Below are 19,887 nucleotides of genomic sequence, written 5' to 3' on the forward strand. Positions count from 1 at the left end.
CACGCCGGGGGTCGCGGGTTCGAGCCCCGTCCACTCCGCCACTTAAATGAGTCAAAACATACTTTTGGCTCATCCCCATTTCCGGGGGCACTAATCAAGAACACAAAACTTTAACCCTTAATCTATAATTTTCAAAATTTCTAAATCCATAAGCACGTCGTTGGATCAGCTTCATCTTCCGATGAAAGCCTTCCGTAATGCCGTTGTGGCTCTTCGGCTCATCCCCAAATCCGGGGGCACTAATCAAGAACACAAAACCTGGCTCTTAATCTGTAATTTTCAAAGTTCCTAAATCCATAAGCACGACGTTGAATCAGTTTCATCTTCCGATGAAACCCTTCCGTAATGCCGTTGTTTTTAGTAAATCGCCACATTCTAACCACTTCTTCCCGCCATTGATATAATGTTTTGCCTAGAGTCTTTAGGGAATCGAAAGGACTTTCCTTCAGACTGGCAACGAGTTTAAGAAAGAGAGGGATTAAACGCGTACACTGCTTTGCGGTGCGATGTTTTCGCATGAGTAATCGATGCAGTCGTTGTTTAAAGTAATAGATGGCAGCGATGACAGGCTGCTGTTGCAAATAGCGTTCTCGTCTATTGAGTCGCTTTACAGTGAGATTATTGGGGTTAGTTCTCAATGCGGCCAAGAGATCTTGCTGACTATTTTAGTAAGCATTTACTTTTATTCTGGACAATACAATTACTCAATTTGCCTAAAATGAAACTCTTACAATAACAGATGATTGGTTTTTGTTTTTTTCTTTATCCTATTGAGATATAATCAGCCTCAAAAAATTTATAGCATTATTAATATAAAATGGATCGTCGGATATGTTGCAAAAGTTAAATGAACGTATACAGGGTGTTGTAGCTTGGTTAGTGGTCATCTTAATCGGTATTACGTTTACACTTTTTGGTGTCGATTATTATTTGCAATCTCGTCAAACAACAAACGCTAAAGTGGTCGTTAATGATTTCCCACTTACTCTTCAGGCGTTTGATACTAGTTACAGAAGGGCTCGCGCGATGCAAGATCTCTCACAATTGACTGCTGCAGATGAAAAGAAATTGCAAAACCAAGTTTTAGATCAAATGATTAATAACGAGGTTCTCGTACAAGCGGCACGTAAAAATGGATTTAATGTGAGCGCAGATCAAGCGAATGCAGCAATTTTGAGTATCCCACAATTTCAAGAAGATGGTCATTTTTCGGCTCAAAAGTATCAACAGGCCTTAAATGCTGCATTATTCACGCAATCAAGTTTCCAAAATGAAGTAAAACAAGGAATGCTTCTTAATCAACAACGGTTTGCGTTTATGGGAAGCTCCTTTGCTTTGCCTGATGAAATTGATCGTTTTGTGAGTTTGTATATGCAAAGCAGAGATTATGAATATTTAATCGTTCCTGTATCTCGCTTCGAAAAAGATGTGCAAATTTCTCAAGATGCTATTACTGATTATTATAATAAACATAAACGTGAGTTTATGGCTCCAGAAAAAGTTAGTTTGGACTATGTCAATTTATCCATGCATGACATTAAAGATAAGGTTAATGTATCGGATGATGACGTTAAACGTTATTATGAAGAAAATCAAAATAATTACTTAACCCCTGCTCGATGGCATGTGGCTCATATTTTATTTGCGGTACCTCAAGGTGCAAATAAAGATGAGTTAGAAAAAATCCAAAATAAAGCTAATTCCACTTATCTCCTTTTGCAGAAAGATCCAAAACAGTTTGATCATCTGGTTTCTAAGATGTCTGATGACAAACTTTCTGTCGCTGACAATGGGGTTCTTCCATGGATTGCAGCAGGACAAAATGAATACAGTAAATTATTATCTCATTTAACCACTCCTGGGCAAATTTCATCTCCAGAGAAAACAAAGCATGGATATGAGATTTTTAAACTGATTGATTATAAGCCTGTTTCAACGAAACCATTATCTGAAGTGGAAGCGTCAATCAAAGAACAATTAGTTGTGGAAATGGCGCAAACTCAATATACACAAGCTATGGAGCAATTATCTGATTTAAGTTATCAATCCCCAGATTCTTTGCAACCTGTTGCTGATGCTTTAAACTTAAAAATAGTAAAGACCCAACCCTTTTCTAGGGAAGGGGGGGCTGAAAGCATCGCAAAAAATAAACAAGTTATAAATTCTGCCTTCAGTCATGATGTGCTTGATTTGGGGAATAATAGCGATCCAATACAAATTGATAATGATTCTGTAGTGGTAGTACGAGTTAATCGACATTGGCCTGAAAAAGAGCAAACATTGGATGCGGTTCATGATCGAATTCATAAAATTCTAGTTAAAAAAGAGGCGGAAACCAAAGCCAAAAAAATTGGAATGAGTTTATTAAATCCTGGTGAAGAAAAACAACAAAAAGATCTTATCGTTTCGAATCAATTGGAATGGAAGTCTGTAGTAAAGGCAACTAGAGATAATGACAAAGAGGATGTTGAAATAAACGATATGGCATTTAATCTGCTACGACCAGAAAGCAAGGACGGTTTTGTTTTACCTAATGGTGATTTTGCTGTAGTAAAACTAAAGCACATTAATAATGGGAAATTTAGTGAATTAGATGGTGAAACACAAGATAGCTTGACTCAACAGATAGAGGCAAGTTATGGCATGATGGACTATGATTTGTATGCAAAAAATCTAATGAGTCACTCCAAAATTGTGAAGCACTAAATTATATAATTCCTTATTTGAAAGTATAGTGATTTCTTGCTTTAAACATTATCGAATTACTTAATCCTAACCTCCGCTTAAGTGGAGGTTTATATTGACGAATATCAAATAAGCTTTATGAAGCCTATGTAGATGCTGTCCGACGTGAAAAGCGTTTCAAAAGTTGGTGTAGACAATGGAAATTAAATCGGATTGCGGATCTTAATCCAGAATTGCGTGATCTAGATGAGGAACTCTGCCTTAGATTAAGATTGCCAATGCGCGAACAAGATCCAGAAATCTACATAAAATAAAATCACATCTGAGAGTCTGCATGTTGTGCTTGAAAAGCGCATTAATAAGGCATCATTAAAAATTCTGAAAGCTATCTTGAGTCAAAAGAAGCTTTTTTTCAACATGTGTTTTCCAGGGAACACGATGGGTAAAGCGAAAGCGGATTTAGCAGAATGCGCTTGAAAATCAGAAGCTTTGCCTATTGATTTAATATGAAGCCCTGCAAGCCAGGCAACAAAAGTAGCAATAGCAGCCACCAGTAATATGATTTTCATTCTTGTGAAACAAGTCTCGTTCCACGTGTAAATGTCCATTGCCCAATAGCCTATCTATTTTTTGAATAGCGCTACTTTCCCTCTTGGTATTGGATATCGGCCTACCTGAGCGCGTTAAATAAAGTTTGTTAGTGCTAACCGCTACTTCGCTGGTACTCATTCAACTCTTTAATCTATTTTTATGAACTTAGGGGAGTTGCTCTGCGAATGTTTTAGTTAATCATTCAGTCAAGTGCATGATGGTGAGCCTTATAAGGTCGAAAGCACTATTGGATTACATATCCTCATGCACTTCAAAAAATACTCATCATACTTTTCAAAAGTTATGCTCACTTTTTGTGACCATCTATCAGGAGCAAGTCGTGCACCTACGCGGCGGGGATGAATTGTCAACTCGCCTTAATCAAAAAAACTTTGTTTCTTGATGCTTGGATGATTGTGTAAGTAATGATTGTACTGAATCCTGTTGCTACGATGATAAAGCCAATACAATGTTTTAAATACAAAGCCATTCTTAATGATACTATCTCGGTTCATCTTCTTCCACAACAATGATTTTTAGGCAATGATACAATATTTATGCTTATTGAGGTTCGCGTTCGAAATATGAACTTGAGGCAACATGTCGTAGCTAGTTAATATCTATGGCTAATAAAACCTTAATAAATGAGTGGTAAAATATAAATCACCCAGTGCATTTATCGGTCATTATTGGGGTGGCTTGATTATAGTTAATTATATTAGGTCTAAAATTTTTTTTGCAAATAATAGGCTAAATATAAATTAATAGTTAATGCATGAAATGTAGGCACTTAGTGCGGTGTGTATTATATCAAAATTTAAAAGGATAACTCTTTATGCCTGACATAAAATCACAAGGCGAACTCCAAAAAGAATCTCTTGTTAGAAAAGGAACATATACTGGCGAAGTAGAATGTGGGCCATGTAAATTCCAAACGGTGGCAATATTTAAAGAAATGGAAAAAAATCAATATAATGTCAGTGTGTCAATTAAAAATAAAGGCAGTATTTCTTGTCCAATAAAGGAATATCAAGGTCCTGCAGAAATTACAGATAATGGCAACGGTACTTTAACTGCTAAAGGCATGGTTCCCTATTTTAAAGTTGAAGTAGAACAAACAGTTCCTGTTACGAAAACATCAGACAATTCTCTATCTATAGCCACTTCATTATTTGGTTTATTTAAATTAAATGCTCGTGTAAAACCAGAAGCGACACGCGTTATTGAGTCTAGAGTAAGCGCAAACGATCAAAGTGAAGTGAAAAGTAACTTAGGAAGCATGTGTTAACAAATTATTTTTAGAGCAGTTTGAAAACGCTAATCAAAATTAGAGTGGTAGTGGAGTAATGATTGGTTATGCTTAAGCAAAAACAATAAGTAAAATTTCGATTCACACACAATTGTTTTTGTAAGCCCTCGTCTGAAAAACAACGATTTTCCCTTAATCTTCTCAGCTGAATGGAAGCATACGTTTTAAGACATTATCCTTCACGATCAGTTGATGATAGAGAGCAGCAAGAAAGTGAATGCCCACCAAGATTAATATCAAGTGGCCAAGTTTTTCATGCAGAGAAAACATAATATCACCAATATGCTTGTTTTTAGAGATGAGAGAGGGAAGATTAAACCAGCCAAAAAAATTTACAGTTCTTCCGTTAGCACATACTAATAAATAGCCTACAATGGGCATGGCAAGTAAAAGAATAAAAAGTATATAATGCACTATTTTTGCTGTTATTGATTGCCAATGTGGTTGTATTTTTGGAGGTAAGGGTTTTATATCGATTAGATGCCATATTATAAAGAATAAACCAAGCAGCAGGATAATCATGCCTATTGATTTGTGAAGCATTATATAGAATGTTTGATTAGACGGATTGCTTGGAACACTAATCCATACCAAATAAAATTGGAGGCTAATCAGGATAAAAATCAACCAATGTAATAGTTTTGTTATGGTACCAAAACTTTTTAATGAATTTCTCAACACGAAAATCTCCATAGGTTAGATCTTTTTACTATATCAATGAAATTATTAATTTCATATTAAATTTATTAGGAATATAGGACATAATTTCTAGGGTTAAACCTGTAATACAAGAAATGCCTGCTATTACGAAGGTTTTATTAAGTTCATAACTATTTTCCCCTTATACCCTACATTGTCACTCCAAACTCTAAGCTTTGAAGTGGTTTGCTATAAGGTTCAATAAACAAAGACAGGTTTTTTTCTTACTGCATCAATATTTAGATTTATTACGAAAAAGCAATCAATTAGAGGAATATGCTTTTGATATTTTTATGGTAAAGATCAACTTCAGATATGGATGTTGATAAAAACTATGATTGTGAAAAATATATAGATTTGATTGAGGTCTTTTGGCGGAGAGACAGGGATTCGAACCCTGGGAAGGTTGCCCTTCAACGGTTTTCAAGACCGCCGCAATCGACCACTCTGCCATCTCTCCACGGGCAATACTATCCCAACCGATTTTTTTTTGCAAATACTTTTTTATATTCTTTTCAATAAAGTTAAATATTTTTGATAATTTAAAATTTCTATTTATTTCAGTGTATAAAAAACATAAGAATATTCGCAAATTCAATAGTCATAGGTATAATGTTTTCTGATTTTCTGCCTTTATGGCTTGTAGTAATTGTGGTGAATATATTTTAAATAGGTGTGGTTTATGAAACGAATTCAAATGTTGTTCCTGTTTGCCCTTATTGTGTCCTTAGCGGCTTGTAAGTCATGGTGGCACAAAGATGAAGAAGATAATAGCCCTTATAAAGGAATGACTGCAGAACAACTTTATACTGCATCTCAGAAAGATTTGCATAAAAAAGAATATGCTACTGCAATAAAACATTTGGAAGCAATAGAAACAATGTATCCTTTTAGCGATTATACCGAAAAATCGCAACTGGATTTAATCTATGCATATTATAAAAATGAAGATTATCCTGCAGCTGCGGCTACAGCAGAGCGATTTATTCATCTTTATCCACGTGCTAGAAATGTAGATTATGCCTATTACATGAAAGGTATGGCAAATTTCCAGCAAACACGCGGTGTATTCGCAAAATTTTTACCTTTGGATGAGTCATGGAGGGATCCAGGGACACAAATACAGGCTTATTCAGATTTTGGTATCTTGGTTCAAAAATTCCCAGACAGTAAATATAAAGCAAATGCGTTACAGCGAATGACATATTTACGAAATATGTTTGCACAACATGAGTTGAATGCGTCTACATTTTATTTTAAACGTAAAATGTATGTTGCTGCTATTGAAAGAGCAAATTATGTAGTAAAAAACTACCCTCAGGCCCCTAGTGTAAAGCAAGCCTTGGTAGTTATGTATGAATCAAACAAGGCTTTAGGCTTTAATAAAGCAGCAGAAGAAGCGTTGTCTATATATAATGCAACTTACCATACCAATAAAATGGAACGAATAGTGTAGCGATTTTAATGAAATCTTGCTGGAGATGTTGGTCTTTTGTATCATGCCTGTCCTTGTAGACTACAGGATATTTATATGAAGCAAGCACTTATCGTATTGGCTTCCACTACAATAGCATCCACATCAACAGCATCTTATTATGATGCAGTTAAAAATCAACCCATCTTAGAATAGGAACAAAATTGTTTAATATCCTGGACAAATCTATAGATGCATTGAACAATATAATTTAATTTTGGAACAACAAGTAATTCACTTGCAACAAACCGAGATCTTCAATAAAACAAGCTACTTGTATAGTTGCTAATGCTGTAAATTGGTTTCATTGTATCTATCAACTGAATATTGATAGTAAAGATGGAGTCCATACATGAGAAAGATAACACATGTAGATATTCTAATCTGCTATCAAGAATCAGGTGAATAGCTTTAATTTTGCTTTTGGGGTTGTGTTATAACAAATGTAGATAGATTCCCGCTTTCGCGGGAATAACATGGTTATTTTAAGATAATACGTAACTTATACAGCTTCTAATTCGGTTTTTTCCTCTGTATGTTTAACTATAAGCGCTGCCAAAAGATCGTTGATTAACTCTCGAAGCTCCCCTGATAATAAAGCAAGTGCCGCATCCCGTTGTTGGTATTCCTCATCAAGTTGTTTGATTTCATTAAAATCATCGATGAGATAATCAAGACTTTTCAATTTCTTAAATGTAAAATCATGTGTCAATGTTAATTGAATTCTTTCTTTCCAGATTAAAGAGATTTCTGCTGTAGCCATACCTTGTGAAAGTAGGGTTAAAATTTCTTCAGCAGGTAACTCATAGCCTTTGCAATGTACACGTTTTTTTTCATCATTAAGAGCGAAGAGTAAGCAATCTGAGGCTAATTGAAAATGTTGGGGAAGAGTTTCTGGAGAATGAATCCATTCTGCAAACCTTAAAGCGAGATTTTCTGTGTGGGATAGGGGTTCAATAGAGATCCCAGCTACTGACTTACGTAGAAAGGAGGTGAGTTGTGCTGCTTGATTTGGACTGGATGTATTAACAATGATTCTTTTGCTGGAACTATCAAGAATAGCAAGTAATTTTTTTTGGACGCAAAATGATTTTGGTAGTAATTCAAACTCAATATCCTCTGCCATTTGTGCCTTTTCAGCTCGTTTTACCATACGTCCTTGCTGGGTCTCGAGCAGTTGCACCTTCTCGGCAAGCATTTTATTAATCACACCTCGAGGAAGTAGGCGTTCCTCTTTACCGAGACAGATAAGGGAGCTCCCTGCAATTTCTTGAATCATTTCATCCGCAATGAGAGGGAGCCAGCCATAAACAAAACGAGCATGAGGAGGACAAGGTTTTAGAATGTTTTCCGCTAAGGAAACAGCGAGATCACAAGTATCATCCAGCTCATATTGATAGATAAGGGCGTTATTAAACCACATATAAAAACTCCTGAATTACATAATATAGTAAGTGCCAATTGCCATAGTTCTATTGTAAGGTAATTTATAAAAATCTATATTCAAATTAGTTGAATAATTACGGATTAAAAAAGCAAATAATTTTTCTTGCCAGAAAAAAGTTAGCGATTTTTTCGTTTTAGATGCTGAAATATTGGGGATTTCCACCATATATGTTGCGCGATCAATATTTAATTTAAAGGGAAAAAGGTTTTTGTTTGAAGCCCTTTCTAATGCTCTGGGTATGGAAATAGTCTCCATAAATCCATAATGCAAAGTCAGGTTAAATACTTTTTCGTGTAAGCATGTGATTTCATAACGTTGGCTGTGATGTACATAAGGAATATTATCCACAACATAATTTAGAATGAGGACTCTATCTGGAACTGCCCTGCAAAGTTTTAGGAAATGGAGAAAACTTCCTCCACTTTTATCATAAACATCAGTTATAAAAATTGCAGTTAAATCAGATAGTTGGTTTAAACTTTTGTATTCAAGTTGTTTGAGAATTTTGGAAATATCATCTTTATTCATGTAATAATTTTGTTGTAAATATTCCAAGCCAAATTTCCATGTATACATAACAGTTGCTATAAGTAAAGCAAACGTAACTGGGACCCAACCACCAGTAAGAAATTTATGTAAATTTGAACCTAGAAATGCAAAATCGATAATTAAAAATAATCCAAATATTAGCCCAACTCTAAATATTGACCACTTCCAGATAGCGAGCGCAGCATAAGCAACCATTGCATCAATCAAGAGCATATACGTATTTACCGCGATACCATAAGCATGGGCAAGATTATCTGATGTTTTAAAAGTAAAACAAAATGTTAGGGTTCCAATGAACAAAATGATGTTAATTTGGGGTACATAAATTTGGCCAGAGTAGTCTTTGGATGTTTGTACTATGGGGATTCGTGGGCATAAACTTAGTAAGACAGCTTGTTTTGTCAAAGAAAAAGTTGCTGAAATTACTGCTTGTGATGCAATTATTGTGGCGATAGTAGCAAGAATAATTAAAGGAATATAAAACCAATTAGGCGCAATCATATAAAAAGGGTTGCTAATGGCTTTGGGGTGTAATAGTAAATTAGCTCCTTGCCCAAAATAGTTTAATATTAAGGAGGGAAGAACCACAGTAAACCAGCTGATGCGAATCGGTTTTTTTCCAAAATGTCCAATATCAGCATAAAGTGCTTCCCCTCCAGTAACAACCAGGAAAATTCCCCCTAATAATAAATAACCTTTGTACCCAGTCTCATGGATTAATGCAAAGGCATAATAAGGATTAATTGCGGTAAGTACTACGGGTGCTTTAGCAATTTGTACGATACCAAGTATCGCTATGGTAAGGAACCAAATAAGTATAATAGGACCAAAGAGACTTCCTATATTTCCAGTTCCCCTTGATTGCAGCATGAATAGAAATATTAGAATAACTACGGCGATAGGCAATATATATGGTTCAAATGAGGGTGAAAGGGTGCTAAGGCCTTCAACAGCGCTTATCACGGATATAGCAGGGGTGAGCATCCCATCACCTAAGAGCAAACCTCCGCCGAATATGGCGACGATATAGAATATAGGCACATATTTCGTACTTTTATGCTTCATTAATGCTAAAAGAGCAAGAATACCTCCTTCTCCATCATTATCTGCACGAAAAATCATGATTAAGTATTTGAACGAAATGATAATTATCAAGCACCAAAAAATGAGGGATAGCACCCCCTTAATTGTTGTTTGAGTAATTGGCAGATTATCCATCGTTACTTTCAAAGCATATAATGGACTTGTTCCAATATCGCCAAATACCACCCCTAAAGCACCTAGAGTAATGCCAAAGGATAATTTGGGTGTTTTTTCCATATTGTTACCAGAATGAATTAATAGCTAAAGTATAATTTTCGAAACAAAATGTATTTTTCTTTAAAACAGGAGTACATATACTATTCATAATCACAGCATATGAATTAAAATTGTATTTTAAATTGAGAGCAAGTCCTTTTTTACGATCTTCAACATTATCAAATAGTGTTATTATTTTTTGCGGCATAGTGGGCCTTGTATTTTTATTTTTTAATTTATTGATTGCGATCGACAACTGCTCTTTTCAGATTTATTAAGAGAAAGATTATTGCAGGTTTTTCGGTCTTTGTGTAGATTAGCCCATTTTTGTTTTTGGGGAAATAGATAAATGAATGCAAAAATTACATTGCTGGCAGCAAAGCAAAATACAGTGCTACGAGGGCATCCATGGATATTCCCAAAAGCGATTGCAAAAACAGGCGGGAAATTAGTTACAGGCCATTTTGTCCATATTTATGATGCGGATGAAAAACTCATAGGTGTGGGTGTATTCAATGAACATTCTTTGTACAGAGTCCGGGTATTAGCACTTACATCTGAGTCTATTGATACAAGCAATTTAGACGCCGTAATTGCCGTCCGCTTAAGGCAAGCAATGTTGGTGCGAGAATGTTTAAATTTGCCTAATGCAGAAACTACCGCTTATCGATTGTTTAATAGTGAAGCAGATGGTCTTTCTGGTTTAACCATAGACAGATTTAATCAAACATGTGTTATTGCGAGTTCCGCTTATTGGGTAGAGCTCCATAAACAAATAATAATACAGGCTCTTGAGAAGATATTGCCTACAGATCAACTAATTTGGTTGCCACAAAAAAAACCTTTAAGTCAGGATGGATGGAAGCAAAGCAGTGAACATGTCACACATCATCACGAGAATGTTCTTGAAGCGGGGGTGATTTATGAAGTTGAATTTGCCCAAGCTCAAAAAACGGGTTTATTTCTTGATCAACGTGAGAACCATCAGCGTATTGCTCAGTTGTCACAAGGTAAAAATGTATTAGATCTTTATTCTTATACAGGGGGGTTTGCTTTACATGCAGCCAAAGCAGGCGCATTAAAAGTAACTGCTGTGGACAGTTCTGCTCAGGCTATTGCTCAAGGTAGAAAAAATGCACTATTAAATCAATTAACTCAAATAGAGTTTATTGAGGCAGACTCTCGTGATTATTTAACAAAAGCAGGGGAATATGATGTTATTATTTTAGATCCTCCTAAATTAGTTCCTTCACAACAGCATTTACAACGGGCGAAAAATTATTATCGCTTTTTACACCGAGAAGTATTTAAGCACATGAAAAAAGGATCCTTGTTAATGACCTGTAATTGCTCCGCAGCGCTTTCATCGCAAGAATTTTGTTCTTTAGTAAGTGTACAAGCAGTAGCCGTGGGAAAACAAGCTCGTATCTTAGGAGTGTACGGTCCGGCAAGTTGTCATCCTACATTAGCCTCTTTTCCTGAGGGTAATTATCTGACTGCGGTTTTGCTAGCAGTTGTATAATTTTTTTTTGGGCGATGGGATTTACGCCTAAGCGTCAATTTTAGACTAAATTGACGCTTAGGCGCGCAAGAAGAGGGTGTGTTCTAGGCAAAGTCACAGATACCTCACACCTTAACAGAATGCCCTTTTGTCTAGGTCATTAGCTATGAACAGTTGCATTTCTGTCTTGTAAACATTGCAAGACATCATAAAAACTTAGTTCACAAGCTTTTAATAACACAAATAAGTGAAAGATTAAATCGGCAGATTCATTCACTAATTCTTCACGGTCATTATTTACGGCAGCTATGACTGCTTCCACAGCTTCTTCGCCTACTTTTTGGGCGCATTTACTTATTCCGGATTCTAATAGTCTTGCTGTATAACTATGTTCATTTTGCGAATCAGCACGTTCATTGATGAGCTCAATAAGTTCATGTATGAAACCAAGGCCCGTGTTATTTGTAGGTTGAAAGCAACTGCTATATCCTAAATGGCAAGCAGGACCTTTAGGTAAAACTTGAATTAGTAAGCTGTCATTATCACAATCAACGCTAATATGTTGCACTGACATGCTGTTACCTGAAGTTTCTCCTTTACGCCATAATCGTTTACGGCTTCGACTGTATAGATTAAGCTGGCCTGTCGTTAATGTCGCAATTAAGGCTTCCTGGTTCATGTAACCTAACATCAAAACATTACCATTTTCTGCATTTTGGATAATGGCAGGTAACAAGCCATTCATTTTTTTCCAATCCAAAGCGTTAATTTCTATATGATTCATAATCGTACCTCAATATTTTCTTTTTTTAATGCTAATTTAATATCGTTAATTGTTAAAATATTGTTGTGAAACACACTTGCAGCCAAAGCCCCATCTACGTCGGCTTTAAGAAAGACTTGCGTAAAATCATTTATTGCTCCTGCTCCCCCTGATGCAATTAAGGGTATTTCACATAAAGCCCGCATCGCTTGTAACTGAGGTAAGTCATAGCCCATACGCACTCCATCAGCTTGCATGCAATTTAATACAATTTCTCCAGCACCTCTATCTTGAACCTCTTTAATCCACTCACATGTTTTGCGTTTGGAATTAATTGTTTTTTTCTCATCCCCTGTGTATTGATATACATAATAATCATCATTTATCCATTGACTATCGATTCCAATCACGACACATTGACTCCCATAATTGCGGCATAAGTCGTTAATCAAATGAGGATATTCTAACGCTGGGCTGTTAATGGATATTTTATCGGCCCCTGCATTTAGTACTGATTTTGCCTGATCAAGAGAGCGAATTCCACCTGCCACCGTAAATGGAATGTTTATTATTGCTGCGACCTGATGAACCCATTTAGGACAAACAGAACGTTGCTCCGAACTCGCAGTAATATCATAAAAGACAAGCTCGTCTGCTCCAGATGTAGAGTATTCGGCTGCGAGATCGAGAATATTACCAACAATTTGATGATTGCGAAATTGGATTCCTTTGACGACTTGATCCTCGCGTACATCAAGACAGGGAATAATTCGTTTCGTTAACATAATTGAGACTCTTTATAATAAAATGGATTTTGGCTTTTTATTCCATCGGTGTTACAGGGCTTGATAATATTGATTTCAAGTTAAAAACATCTTGATACATCGTCAATCCTAAGATAGCTGCTTTAATGCCTAGTTTCTGCAGTTTGTTGATATCATCTTGATGACGAATGCCTCCAGAAGCCTGCCAGGCAATATTGGGAAAACGTTCTACTGCTTCTTGGTAAAGATCAAAATTTGGTCCTTGCATCATACCGTCAGAGGCAATATCAGTACATAATATTTGTGTAATACCTAATTGTTGATAAAAAGAAACAACTTCCCATAAATTCATAGTTGAAGTAGTTTGCCAACCATGAGTGGCGGGTAGAGGGATTTTGTTTTCCATGCGAATATCGAGAGCAAGGATAATATTTTTGGGGCTAATTTCGTTAATAATTTTTGTGGTTAAGCCAGGATCGGTAATTGCTATACTTCCTATAACCAAAAGTGATATTCCTGCTGAATAACAGGTTTTTGCTTGTTCTAGCGAACGAATTCCGCCACCTGCTTGTACAGTAACTCCTGTATGTTGCATGGTGCAAATTAATGGTAGCTGTTGCATGGTTCCAATTTTTGCTCCATCTAAATCAACAATATGTAATCGTTTTGCCCCTAGTTTTGCAAAATAGGATGCGCGATCTATAGGTGACATATCAAATTGAGTCACTTGATCAAACTGCCCTTGTCGTAAGCGCACACAACGACCTGCTTGTAAGTCAATTGCTGGAATAAGAATCATACATCCTCCGGTAATAATAAGCTTTAATCTGCTTAGGAATAATTTAAAATGCTTTAAGTACTGCAAAAATTTTTAAGTAGCGTCATTCCTGTATCTGCTGATTTTTCTGGATGAAATTGCATACCCCAAATGTTGTTTTTTTGGATTATGGCGGTAAACGATTCACTATACTCACAAAATGCCAAAGCATGTTCAGTAGCGTAAAGTGCATAACTATGCACAAAATAAACATAATTAGTTTCATTTAAACCAATCTGTAATGAAGTATTTTTACACCATTGCAATTGATTCCAGCCCATGTGAGGTACTGGATAGCCTTTTTTTCGAGGCAGTCGTCGTACTTGTCCTGGAATAAGCCCTAAGCATTGCACGTTTCCTTCCTCACTGTTTTCAAGTAATAATTGCATACCAAGACATATACCTAATAGGGGTTGTTCCAATGACGTAAGTACATCGACTAAGTCATATTGGCGTAGTGCATTCATTCCATAAGAGGCAGTACCTACACCTGGGAGAATCACATGGCTTGCATTGCGTATTTCCTGTGCATCATGGGTGAGTTGATAATTAAACCCTAATCTATGCAATGCGTTCGCTAAGGACGTTAGATTTGTTCCACTCACATCTACAATGGCAATCATAGAACCCCCTTCGTCGATGGTAAAAAATTATTTGTTTTTGCACACGCTTGGCCTAATGCCCTACCCAGTGATTTAAAGCAGGCTTCTATCATATGGTGATGATTTTTACCCCTAACTTCAATGTGAATCGTCGCACCTAAAGCATTGGCGAGTGAATTAAAAAAATGAGGTACCATTTCTGTAGCCATACCGCCAACAAACTCACGAATGAATTGTCCTTGGAACACGCAAAAACCTCTACCACCTATATCTATTGCGATAGAGGCGAGGGATTCATCCATAGGCACAGTAAAACCATAGCGATTAATGCCCCATTTGTTACCAAGGGCATCTTTGAGGGCTTCTCCTAAAGCAATTGCGGTATCCTCGATTAAATGATGATCATCAACTTCTACATCCCCATTAGCCTTTAATTCCAGATTAAATCCACCATGTTTTGCCACTTGTTCGAGCATATGGTTAAAAAAGGGGATGGGGGTGTTGATAGGGCTGATTTGATCAGAATCTAATAACACTGATAATTCGATTGTTGTTTCTTGGGTTATTCTTCTAATAAATCCAGTACGTTTATTATTAAGTATCGTTCTGGTAGTTTGCTCCCATCCATGTGCTTTGTTGATTGGTAAAAACTTTATCCCTAAATTATCCGCTAATTGGCGATCAGAATCTCTATCACCAATAACCCAGGAAGATTTTTTGTCAATTATGGTCTCTTTTATAAATTGATCCAACAAGCCTGTTTTAGGTTTACGACACAAACAATTATCTTCGGGCATGTGTGGGCAAATAAAAATTTCATCAAAATAAATACCTTGAGAGGAAAAGAGATCCAAAGTAAATTCATGGCACATTAAAAATGCATCCTCAGGGAATGCAGACGTACCGATACCATTTTGATTCGTCACCATAACGAAACGAAATCCTTCTTTTTGCAGTTGCAATAAAGAGGGGATTACTCCAGTCGCAAGTTTGATTTTATCCAATGAATCAACTTGAAAATCATAAGGCTCTTCAATTAAAGTCCCGTCACGATCGATAAATAAAATTTTTTGCATTTTAAAATCCTAAAACATTATGGTTCATTTGCATCCCGCCAGGGATGAATTGGGTTGAAATGAAGATAGGGTATTCAGAAGTAAAATATTCTGGGCTTCATTTCCTACGGTGATACGTAAATGATCCGGTAAAGAGGAGTGTATGGGAAAATTTTTAACCGCGATTCCATGAGAGTTAAGCCACATAGCGAGTTCAGCCGCATACAGAGTTTTAATGAGAATAAAATTGGTTTGGCTGGGATAAACTTTCTTGATAAGAGGACATGATGTTAATGTTTGAATCAATTGAGTACGGGCTTTTCTAATCTTTTTTATCGATTCGGAAAACCATTCCTGCTTTGCCAACGCTTTTAGTGCCAGATTAATTACGACAGTGGAAAGCGGAAATGGCGGCATGACTTTATTTAACGCTTGGATAACATGAGCTTGGGCTAAAATGCCCCCTAAACGAAGATTCGCAAGCCCATAGGCTTTGGATAACGTTCTCAGGATGATCAAATTATCGAATTGAGGAATGAGGCAAGTTGCACTTTGATTCTGTGTAAACTCAATATATGCCTCATCGACAACAATCATGGAGCGGTCTTTATATTCTTCGCATAAAGCTGCAATTTGACCGATATTGATTAAACTGGCGGTAGGATTATTCGGGTTACAAAGGATAATTATTTTACAATTTTCTTGCCAACGATTACGAATTTCTTCTACTGAAATTTCAAAGCAATTCAAGGGGTCTAAAGGACAGTTAATCAATTGGGCCTGTTGTAAATGTGCATAAAATGAATACATGGAAAAGGTAGGTGGAAATTGCATACAGGAATCTTGCCCTGCGCTTAAAAACAAACGAGTGATTAAATCAATCCCATCATCCGAGCCGCGAGTTAAAACAAGTTGATTTACCTCTACTTGATACAGTGTTGCTAATTGTTTTAGTAGTGGTTCTTGCACCATTTTTTCAGGGTAAAAATTTAAATCTGTCTCCATCTTTAATGCAGACCAGGGAAGCTCGTTAGCGTGTAGGCGATGGTTGATTTGGCCACTATTTGTGAGGTAAACCTGGCTGTTTAATAGCTCAGGGCGTATTAAGTTAAGTACGGACATTTAACCCTCCAGTGAGTTTAGCCTGATTGCTACTGCGTTTGCATGTGCATCCAAGCCTTCAATGTGTGCCAGCGTGATTGCTGCAGGGCCTATATGTTTGATTCCTTCCTGGTTAATAGATTGCACATTAAAACAAGTAAGAAAATCAAGTGTACTTAACCCATTATGATTTCGAGCAAAGCCATTAGTTGGCAAAACATGATTCGATCCTGTTACATAATCGCCAAGTGTTTCTGCAGCCCAAGGACCAATGAATACGGTACCTACAGCATTGATAGAATCGATCCATAACTCTGCATCATCGCGGTTTATGATTAAATGCTCAGGGGCATAGCTGTTAATGATACTCACTTGTTCTTCATGTTCAGGGCAAACTATAATCATGCTGTTTGCCAATGATTGTTTTATAATGTGTATTCTTGATAAAGTTTTAAATTGCTCTTTTAATTGCTGATTTACCTGTTCTGCCTGCCTTTGGTTATCGCAAATTAAAATAACTTGTGAGTCAACTCCATGTTCAGCTTGCGCCAATAAATCTGCGGCAATAAATGCTGGGTTTGCCTTATTGTCGATGATGATCATCACCTCAGAAGGTCCAGCTGGCATATCTATGGCAGCACCATTAGGATCGGATGAAACAAGCGTTTTTGCTTCTGTAACATAACTGTTTCCTGGACCAAAAATTTTATCAACTTTTGTAATGCTGTTAGATCCATAAGCCATTGCTGCAATTGCTTGTGCACCACCTAAAGCATAAATAGTCTCAATACCACATAACCGAGCAGCAACCAGTAGATGTTCATTAATAGAACCATTACTATTAGGCGGGGTACATAATATTTTCACAGGACAGCCTGCAACTTTTGCAGGGATTGCTTGCATGAGCAATGAAGAAATTAAAGGAGTTTGATTACCGCCAGGGACATATAAACCTACACGTTGAATTGGTCTATAAGTGCTATAAATATTCACTCCTTTAGCGGTATTTATCTTTTTATTATCTGGTAAAAGAGCTTGATGATAAGTAGAGATGTTTTTTATTGCTTCATTAAGCGCATTTAAAGCTTGGGAGCTGATGCGAGCATTTTTTATCTGTTGTGTTGAAACCCGAAGATTTTCTAAGCGAACCCCATCAAATTGTTCTGTAAGTGCTAGTAATGCTTTATCGCCAAAGGATTGGACTTTTTTTATAATTTGTTCTACCTGTTTTTTTACCGAAGAAGTTTGCAAGGGGCGAGTAAGGCATTGCATTTTTTCAGCTTGAGATAGAGACGGCCAGTTTTTAATTGTTAACATGAGGTTACTCCAACATTTTTTCTATGGGTAAAACCAATATAGAACTGGCTCCCAGTGTTTGAATGGTTTCCAATGTGTTCCAAAAAATCCGCTCGCTAGAAACAACATGAACCGCGACTTTGTTGAGGTTTCCCGGTAGGGGTAAAATAGTGGGTGCTTCAGCTCCTGGTAATTTTTCAGCTATTGATTCAAGAGCTGATTTTGGGGCATGAAAGACAATGTATTTTCGCTCTTGGGCTTGTTGTACTGCGAGTATTCTACGAGCAAGCATTGCAAATAAATTTTGAAATAGGGGGGAGTTTTTTTTCCCACCTTGAATTAATACTGCTTGACTTTGCAGTATAGTATCCACTTCAACAAGTTTATTATCCTCCAAGGTTTGGCCGGTTGAAACCAAATCGCAAATTGCATCGGCCATACCCATACGTGGAGCCACTTCAATAGATCCTGATAAAACCAGGGTTTCTGCACATATTTTTTGTTTTTTTAAGTAGTGCTTCAGTAAGTTAGGATAACTGGTCGCAATTCGTTTACCATCCAAACTTCCCAGCCCTTGATAATCCATGGCTTCAGGGACGGCTATAGATAAGCGACAAGTACAATTACCTAGTTGGGCTATGGTTTTATAAGATTTTTCTGGATTGGCAAGGGCACACTCCAAGAGCATGTTTTCACCTACGATGCCTCCATCACATAGTTCATCAAAAACCAAAGTAGGAATATCATCATCACGAACGAAAAGCAGATCGATAGGGAAATTATCCACGTGGGTAAGTAAGCTGTTAGGCTTAATTCGAAATTTTAAACCGCATTGTTGTAACAATGTTAACGACTCTTCTGATAAACGCCCCTTTTTTTGTAAGGCCAAACGTAAACGATTTTTCACGATACCTCCAATTTCTTTGCGATTAACTCATAACCACCTGTGCCAAAACTTAAACAACGTGCAACTCGTGTTATCGTGGTCACACTTACTCCCGTTTGTTCGTGAATCGTTCTATAGGGGATCCCTTGTCGCAATAATGGAACAACTTGCCAACGATCTGCCATTGCCTCCAATTCTGCTGGAGTACATAAATCAGTAAAAAACTGCAACGCTTCCTCTTTGTTCTCGAGTAGGCTGATTGCATGCATTAAGTTTGGAAGTGCTGAATGTTTTATTGATGTATGTATTTTCATATTAATGTATTAGTGTAGTGTAACATTAATGTAATGTTAGTGTATTACTTAAAGTATTGTCAATAGGGGCCGGTAGTTTTATTGGTAAATGGATCTAAAAAAGTTATCGAATCAATACCTTTTAGGATGAGAATACTTATCGGGGAATATAAGCAATTTTGGAGAATATTAAATATGTAATTCAATAGCTTTGTATAAAAATCGGTATTCGCTAACAAGAATGGGGTGTAATTGAAAAACTAAGGGATGTTTGTCTTTACAAATTTTAATAGAGCACAAAAAAAATTTTATCGAACTGGATTTGATATACCCCTCTTAAAGAGAGGTAACTTTCAGAGCAAATTTGAATTCTTACGCTTAATTACCAGAGTATTTTATCGTTCTCCATGTCGATGTTGATTTCTATTGAGCTCGTCTTTCAACTCTTCTAAGCGCTGTTCAAGTTTATTCATAATTATTTCATGATGTTTGATTTGTGCTTTATTTACTTCCAGTATTTCTTCGCATGTTTGAATTTTTTCATGGTAAATTTGTTTATCTTTATTATAATAAGGCAGGAAATCCCTCTGAATTTTATCGTTCTCACGACGATATACAATTATTTTATTAGTAAATTCAGCTATTTGATCATTGCAATATGATATTTTCTTTTTTAAATATTCAATTTCAAAATCAAGCGTCACCATGTGCGGGTTAGAATATTTCTCATTCAGGCTCATTATATAAACTCCAATT

The 19,887-nt window shown here is 36.5% G+C and carries 18 protein-coding genes, 1 tRNA gene and 2 pseudogenes; 4 read left to right on the top strand and 17 right to left on the bottom strand.

Going from position 1 to position 19,887, the window contains the following annotated elements:
* Positions 1–94: 94 nt before the first annotated feature.
* Positions 95–208, bottom strand: a pseudogene (locus tag EKG34_RS01655) (transposase); the annotation flags it as partial.
* A gap of 35 nt (positions 209–243) precedes the next feature.
* Positions 244–659 (bottom strand): annotated as a pseudogene (locus EKG34_RS01660) (ISL3 family transposase); the annotation flags it as partial.
* A gap of 172 nt (positions 660–831) precedes the next feature.
* Here EKG34_RS01660 and EKG34_RS01665 point away from each other — a divergent pair.
* Entirely contained in the window at positions 832–2,706 is a 1,875-nt protein-coding gene (locus EKG34_RS01665; protein ID WP_003631982.1) for a SurA N-terminal domain-containing protein, read from the top strand.
* 374 nt (positions 2,707–3,080) lie between these two features.
* Here the strand turns inward: EKG34_RS01665 and EKG34_RS01675 are convergent, their stop codons facing one another.
* Entirely contained in the window at positions 3,081–3,254 is a 174-nt protein-coding gene (locus tag EKG34_RS01675; protein ID WP_003631981.1) for a hypothetical protein, read from the bottom strand.
* An 857-nt stretch (positions 3,255–4,111) separates the two neighbouring features.
* Between EKG34_RS01675 and EKG34_RS01680 the strand changes: the two genes are divergently transcribed.
* A complete protein-coding gene (locus EKG34_RS01680; protein ID WP_003631979.1) occupies positions 4,112–4,564 on the top strand; it encodes a hypothetical protein in 453 nt (150 codons plus the stop codon).
* Positions 4,565–4,726: 162 nt separating this feature from the next.
* Here the strand turns inward: EKG34_RS01680 and EKG34_RS01685 are convergent, their stop codons facing one another.
* Entirely contained in the window at positions 4,727–5,266 is a 540-nt protein-coding gene (locus EKG34_RS01685; protein ID WP_003631978.1) for a cytochrome b, read from the bottom strand.
* 390 nt (positions 5,267–5,656) lie between these two features.
* Positions 5,657–5,744, bottom strand: a tRNA-Ser gene (locus tag EKG34_RS01690).
* A gap of 222 nt (positions 5,745–5,966) precedes the next feature.
* Here EKG34_RS01690 and EKG34_RS01695 point away from each other — a divergent pair.
* The gene (locus tag EKG34_RS01695; RefSeq protein WP_003631977.1) at positions 5,967–6,740 is read left to right on the top strand and encodes an outer membrane protein assembly factor BamD; all 774 of its coding nucleotides are present in this window, start codon (positions 5,967–5,969) and stop codon (positions 6,738–6,740) included.
* Between the two features lie 520 nt (positions 6,741–7,260).
* Here the strand turns inward: EKG34_RS01695 and EKG34_RS01700 are convergent.
* Positions 7,261–8,181 carry a recombination-associated protein RdgC gene (locus EKG34_RS01700; RefSeq protein ID WP_003631975.1) on the bottom strand — a complete coding sequence of 307 codons (921 nt, stop codon included), beginning with the start codon at positions 8,179–8,181 and terminating at the stop codon, positions 7,261–7,263.
* Between the two features lie 15 nt (positions 8,182–8,196).
* Positions 8,197–10,074, bottom strand: coding sequence for a potassium transporter Kup (locus EKG34_RS01705; protein ID WP_003631974.1), 1,878 nt, complete (start codon positions 10,072–10,074; stop codon positions 8,197–8,199).
* 328 nt (positions 10,075–10,402) lie between these two features.
* Between EKG34_RS01705 and EKG34_RS01710 the strand changes: the two genes are divergently transcribed.
* Positions 10,403–11,575, top strand: a complete 1,173-nt coding sequence (locus EKG34_RS01710; RefSeq protein WP_003631972.1) for a class I SAM-dependent rRNA methyltransferase — start codon at positions 10,403–10,405, stop codon at positions 11,573–11,575.
* Between the two features lie 139 nt (positions 11,576–11,714).
* Here EKG34_RS01710 and hisIE read toward each other — a convergent pair whose 3' ends face one another.
* From hisIE to EKG34_RS01760, 10 genes are all read right to left on the bottom strand, one after another.
* Positions 11,715–12,338, bottom strand: coding sequence for a bifunctional phosphoribosyl-AMP cyclohydrolase/phosphoribosyl-ATP diphosphatase HisIE (gene hisIE, locus EKG34_RS01715; protein ID WP_003631971.1), 624 nt, complete (start codon positions 12,336–12,338; stop codon positions 11,715–11,717).
* Positions 12,335–13,102 carry an imidazole glycerol phosphate synthase subunit HisF gene (gene hisF, locus EKG34_RS01720; protein WP_003631970.1) on the bottom strand — a complete coding sequence of 256 codons (768 nt, stop codon included), beginning with the start codon at positions 13,100–13,102 and terminating at the stop codon, positions 12,335–12,337. The genes hisIE and hisF overlap by 4 nt, the downstream gene beginning before the upstream one ends.
* A 37-nt stretch (positions 13,103–13,139) precedes the next feature.
* The gene (locus EKG34_RS01725; protein WP_003631968.1) at positions 13,140–13,880 is read right to left on the bottom strand and encodes a 1-(5-phosphoribosyl)-5-[(5-phosphoribosylamino)methylideneamino] imidazole-4-carboxamide isomerase; all 741 of its coding nucleotides are present in this window, start codon (positions 13,878–13,880) and stop codon (positions 13,140–13,142) included.
* Between the two features lie 53 nt (positions 13,881–13,933).
* Entirely contained in the window at positions 13,934–14,521 is a 588-nt protein-coding gene (hisH, locus tag EKG34_RS01730) for an imidazole glycerol phosphate synthase subunit HisH (protein WP_003631967.1), read from the bottom strand.
* Entirely contained in the window at positions 14,518–15,576 is a 1,059-nt protein-coding gene (gene hisB / locus EKG34_RS01735; RefSeq protein WP_003631966.1) for a bifunctional histidinol-phosphatase/imidazoleglycerol-phosphate dehydratase HisB, read from the bottom strand. The genes hisH and hisB overlap by 4 nt, the downstream gene beginning before the upstream one ends.
* Before the next feature lie 24 nt (positions 15,577–15,600).
* Positions 15,601–16,677: a histidinol-phosphate transaminase gene (gene hisC, locus EKG34_RS01740; protein WP_003631965.1), complete on the bottom strand. Its 1,077-nt coding sequence runs from the start codon at positions 16,675–16,677 to the stop codon at positions 15,601–15,603.
* A complete protein-coding gene (hisD, locus tag EKG34_RS01745) occupies positions 16,678–17,973 on the bottom strand; it encodes a histidinol dehydrogenase (RefSeq protein ID WP_003631964.1) in 1,296 nt (431 codons plus the stop codon).
* 4 nt (positions 17,974–17,977) lie between these two features.
* Complete coding sequence (gene hisG, locus EKG34_RS01750; protein WP_012979027.1) at positions 17,978–18,859, bottom strand: ATP phosphoribosyltransferase; 882 nt, start codon at positions 18,857–18,859, stop codon at positions 17,978–17,980.
* Entirely contained in the window at positions 18,856–19,152 is a 297-nt protein-coding gene (locus tag EKG34_RS01755) for a YerC/YecD family TrpR-related protein (RefSeq protein WP_003631963.1), read from the bottom strand. The genes hisG and EKG34_RS01755 overlap by 4 nt, the downstream gene beginning before the upstream one ends.
* A 374-nt stretch (positions 19,153–19,526) precedes the next feature.
* Entirely contained in the window at positions 19,527–19,871 is a 345-nt protein-coding gene (locus EKG34_RS01760) for a hypothetical protein (protein WP_003631962.1), read from the bottom strand.
* Between the last annotated feature and the right edge of the window lie 16 nt (positions 19,872–19,887).

Source organism: Legionella longbeachae, assembly GCF_004283175.1.
In the GTDB taxonomy this organism is placed as follows: Bacteria; Pseudomonadota; Gammaproteobacteria; order Legionellales; family Legionellaceae; genus Legionella; species Legionella longbeachae.

Excerpts from the sequence above, each read along its gene's own strand:
- EKG34_RS01665 (WP_003631982.1), top strand. The coding sequence starts at position 832 with ATGTTGCAAAAGTTAAATGAACGTATACAGGGTGTTGTAGCTTGGTTA.
- EKG34_RS01675 (WP_003631981.1), bottom strand. The coding sequence starts at position 3,254 with ATGAAAATCATATTACTGGTGGCTGCTATTGCTACTTTTGTTGCCTGG.
- EKG34_RS01680 (WP_003631979.1), top strand. The coding sequence starts at position 4,112 with ATGCCTGACATAAAATCACAAGGCGAACTCCAAAAAGAATCTCTTGTT.
- EKG34_RS01695 (WP_003631977.1), top strand. The coding sequence starts at position 5,967 with ATGAAACGAATTCAAATGTTGTTCCTGTTTGCCCTTATTGTGTCCTTA.
- EKG34_RS01700 (WP_003631975.1), bottom strand. The coding sequence starts at position 8,181 with ATGTGGTTTAATAACGCCCTTATCTATCAATATGAGCTGGATGATACT.
- EKG34_RS01705 (WP_003631974.1), bottom strand. The coding sequence starts at position 10,074 with ATGGAAAAAACACCCAAATTATCCTTTGGCATTACTCTAGGTGCTTTA.
- EKG34_RS01710 (WP_003631972.1), top strand. The coding sequence starts at position 10,403 with ATGAATGCAAAAATTACATTGCTGGCAGCAAAGCAAAATACAGTGCTA.
- hisIE (WP_003631971.1), bottom strand. The coding sequence starts at position 12,338 with ATGAATCATATAGAAATTAACGCTTTGGATTGGAAAAAAATGAATGGC.
- hisF (WP_003631970.1), bottom strand. The coding sequence starts at position 13,102 with ATGTTAACGAAACGAATTATTCCCTGTCTTGATGTACGCGAGGATCAA.
- EKG34_RS01725 (WP_003631968.1), bottom strand. The coding sequence starts at position 13,880 with ATGATTCTTATTCCAGCAATTGACTTACAAGCAGGTCGTTGTGTGCGC.
- hisH (WP_003631967.1), bottom strand. The coding sequence starts at position 14,521 with ATGATTGCCATTGTAGATGTGAGTGGAACAAATCTAACGTCCTTAGCG.
- hisB (WP_003631966.1), bottom strand. The coding sequence starts at position 15,576 with ATGCAAAAAATTTTATTTATCGATCGTGACGGGACTTTAATTGAAGAG.
- hisC (WP_003631965.1), bottom strand. The coding sequence starts at position 16,677 with ATGTCCGTACTTAACTTAATACGCCCTGAGCTATTAAACAGCCAGGTT.
- hisD (WP_003631964.1), bottom strand. The coding sequence starts at position 17,973 with ATGTTAACAATTAAAAACTGGCCGTCTCTATCTCAAGCTGAAAAAATG.
- EKG34_RS01755 (WP_003631963.1), bottom strand. The coding sequence starts at position 19,152 with ATGAAAATACATACATCAATAAAACATTCAGCACTTCCAAACTTAATG.
- EKG34_RS01760 (WP_003631962.1), bottom strand. The coding sequence starts at position 19,871 with ATGAGCCTGAATGAGAAATATTCTAACCCGCACATGGTGACGCTTGAT.